The 544-nt window shown below is 41.2% G+C and carries 1 rRNA gene; it reads right to left on the minus strand.

The window, feature by feature from the left end:
- A 23S ribosomal RNA gene (locus tag ABNX05_RS26080) occupies nucleotides 1-231 on the minus strand; the annotation flags it as partial.
- Between the last annotated feature and the right edge of the window lie 313 nt (nucleotides 232-544).

Raw genomic sequence — 544 nt, forward strand, 5'->3', positions numbered from 1 at the left:
TTTTTCTTTCTCTTCCTCCAGGTACTTAGATGTTTCAGTTCCCTGGGTCTGCCTTCAAGACGCTATGTATTCACGTCAAGATACTACGCGATTAAACGTAGTGGGTTCCCCCATTCGGAAATCTCCGGATCAAAGCTCACTTACAGCTCCCCGAAGCATATCGGTGTTAGTGCCGTCCTTCATCGGCTCCTAGTGCCAAGGCATTCGCCGTGCGCCCTTAATAACTTAACCTATAGCTTTCAATACACATCGTATTTCGTCGTCAGCTGCACTCGTTCAGTCAGTCACGTACAAAGGTACGCTCCTTCCTTCTCTCGATTGCTTCCTAGAACTACTCGTGTCTTGAAACCTTATTCGTTATTAAGCCTATAAAAAAACTTAAAAAATAAATGTGTTTGTTACAATTTCAATGTCGTTTTATCCAGTTTTCAAAGAACAAGTTTTGAAGTGTTTCATTCAGAAGAATGAACCTTCAAAACTGAACGCAAAACGTAATCTTACAAACCCTAGGTTTGTATTCCGAAAATATCCTTAGAAAGGAGGT

This window comes from Lysinibacillus zambalensis, assembly GCF_040183165.1.
Classification (GTDB): domain Bacteria; phylum Bacillota; class Bacilli; order Bacillales_A; family Planococcaceae; genus Lysinibacillus; species Lysinibacillus zambalensis.